Source organism: Pseudoalteromonas sp. SR45-5 (genome assembly GCF_014163565.1).
Lineage (GTDB): Bacteria > Pseudomonadota > Gammaproteobacteria > Enterobacterales > Alteromonadaceae > Pseudoalteromonas > Pseudoalteromonas distincta.
Window position 1 is genome coordinate 1 of sequence record NZ_JACJDN010000559.1, and the last position, 2,611, is coordinate 2,611.

The following is a 2,611-nucleotide window of genomic DNA, read 5'->3' on the forward strand; positions in this document are numbered from 1 at the left end:
GCCGCTGTTTTTTAAACAGCGGCTTTTCTTTTAAAGCTTAACTAAACTGATTTTTATTGTTTACCAATCACTTCAAGCCCACCCATGTATGGGCGTAATACTTCTGGTACGACTACTGAGCCGTCGGCTTGTTGGTAGTTTTCTAGTATGGCTACGAGTGTACGACCAACCGCTAAACCTGAACCATTTAGTGTATGGAGTAACTCTGGTTTTTTAGCACCTTCACGGCGAAAACGTGCTTGCATACGGCGCGCCTGAAAGTCAGCCATGTTTGAACATGATGAAATTTCGCGGTATGTGTCTTGCGCAGGTAGCCATACTTCTAAATCGTATGTTTTAGCTGAACCAAAGCCCATGTCGCCCATACATAAAATTACTTTACGGTACGGAAGTTCAAGCGCTTGTAGTATTTGCTCTGCGTGACCTGTTAACTCTTCAAGCGTTGCCATTGAGTCTTCTGGTTTTACAAGTTGTACAAGTTCAACTTTATCGAACTGGTGTTGACGAATTAAGCCACGTGTATCGCGACCATAACTGCCTGCTTCACTTCTGAAACACGGAGTGTGGGCAACTAAGCGAATTGGTAAATCGCTTTCGTCGTAAATTTCGTCACGGGCACTGTTTGTAAGTGGTACTTCAGCTGTAGGAATTAAGCTAAAGCCGGCTTGTTGTTCGCCGTCATCGTTTACAAGGCCTAATGTGTGGAATAAATCGCCTGCAAATTTAGGTAATTGGCTGGTGCCATAAAGGCTTGCGCTATTTACTAGGTACGGTACATACATTTCTGTGTAGCCGTTTTTATCAGCGTGTGTATCTAGCATAAATTGCGTTAGTGCACGGTGCATACGCGCTACTTGGCCGCGCATTACAGTAAAGCGTGCGCCACTAATTTTAACGCCCATTTCAAAGTCTAAACCATTTAGGTCTTGGCCTACATCAACGTGATCTTTAACTTCAAAATCGAATTTTTTAGGCGTGCCCCACGTTAAAATTTCAACGTTGTCGTCCTCGTCTTTACCCGCCGGTACTGACTCGTCTGGCAAGTTTGGAATTGCTAAAGCAATGTCGTTAATTGCGGCTAATACTTCATCTTGCTCTGTTTTAGCGGCATCTAGCTCACTGCCTAAGTTAGCTACTGCATCAAGTAGTGGCTGTGCGTCTTCGCCTTTAGCTTTGGCTTGACCAATTGCTTTTGCGCTTGCATTACGTTGACTTTGAAGTTCTTGCGTTTTTACTTGTAATGTTTTGCGTTTTTCTTCAAGTGCCGTTACCGTCGCTACATCGAGTTCGTAACCGCGCGCCGCTAAACGTGCTGCAGTTTGTTCGATGTCTTGACGTAAAAATTTAGAATCTAACATGTTAGTTTTTTAACCTTTTTGCATTACTAGCTGAAGGCCCAGCCAAGCCATAAAAATACACACCATCACGTTTAAGATGATATTGAGGGCCATTTTAATAAAGTGACCTTGTTGTAATAACAACAACGAGTCCATTGAGAATGTTGAAAAGGTGGTTAATGCACCTAAAAAGCCAATACCGATAAGGGTTTTGGCGGGGCTTGCGGTGATAATTTCTTTATCTATCAAACCGTACAAAATGCCCATTAACAATGAACCCAGAATATTAACCGTCAACGTGCCAAAAGGGAATCCCCTACCGAGGAGTTTTAGCATGCTTTCGCTAATAAAAAACCGTAAACACGCACCTGAGGCTCCGCCAAGGGCGATCATCATATAAAGTTTAATCATTTTCGTATCGTCTAAGTGGGCTTTGCGCATCGCGCTCTTTTAGGTAATCGAGTTTTTGTCTAATTTTTTGCTCAAGTCCGCGCTCGCTCGGTAAGTAATATTCTTTGCCGTCCATTTCTGGTGGTAAGTATTTTTCACCTGCGGCAAATGCGCCTTCTTCATTGTGCGCATAACGATACTCAGCGCCATACCCTAAGTCTTTCATTAAGTTAGTTGGGGCATTACGTAAATGCTCTGGTACTGGGTAACTTGGCTCGTTTTTGGCATCTGCTTTTGCTTGATTAAACGCCATATAAACTGCATTACTTTTAGGTGCGCTGGCTAAATACAGTGTGGCTTGTGCTATTGCACGCTCGCCCTCGCTTGGGCCAACACGTTGAAATATATCCCACGCGTTTAAAGCCACTTCCATCGCACGCGGATCGGCGTTACCAATGTCTTCTGTAGCTATGGCAAGTAAACGCCTTGCTACATACAAAGGGTCGCCACCACCGGCTAAAATTCGGCAATACCAATACAGTGCACCGTCGGGGGAGCTACCTCGTACTGATTTATGAAAGGCCGATATTAAATCGTAAAACTCATCTCCGCCTTTATCGTATTTAGCTAAATGCGTTGGTAACACTTGGCTAAGTACGTGCTCATCTACGTTGTATTGACCGTTTTGCTCGGACGTTAAGTCAACTGCTTGTTCAAGTAAATTAAGTACTTTACGCGCATCGCCGCCACTTGCTTGGCAAAGTGCCTTTTTAGCGTTGTCGGCAATAGTGATGTGTTTTTGGCTTAGCTGCTCGTCTTGTTTAAGTGCGCGCTCTATTACGGTGTATAAGTCGGTATCGGCAAGCGATTTTAAAACATACACG

The 2,611-nt window shown here is 43.9% G+C and carries 2 protein-coding genes and 1 pseudogene; all 3 read right to left on the minus strand.

What is annotated here, in order from left to right; genetic code table 11:
- Positions 1-53 precede the first annotated feature (53 nt).
- Entirely contained in the window at positions 54-1,358 is a 1,305-nt protein-coding gene (serS, locus tag H5072_RS16455) for a serine--tRNA ligase (RefSeq protein WP_182694141.1), read from the minus strand.
- 9 nt (positions 1,359-1,367) lie between these two features.
- The gene (gene crcB / locus H5072_RS16460) at positions 1,368-1,748 is read right to left on the minus strand and encodes a fluoride efflux transporter CrcB (protein ID WP_021032117.1); all 381 of its coding nucleotides are present in this window, start codon (positions 1,746-1,748) and stop codon (positions 1,368-1,370) included.
- Positions 1,741-2,611 (minus strand): annotated as a pseudogene (locus tag H5072_RS16465) (recombination factor protein RarA); the annotation flags it as partial. The gene crcB and the pseudogene H5072_RS16465, both read right to left, overlap by 8 nt.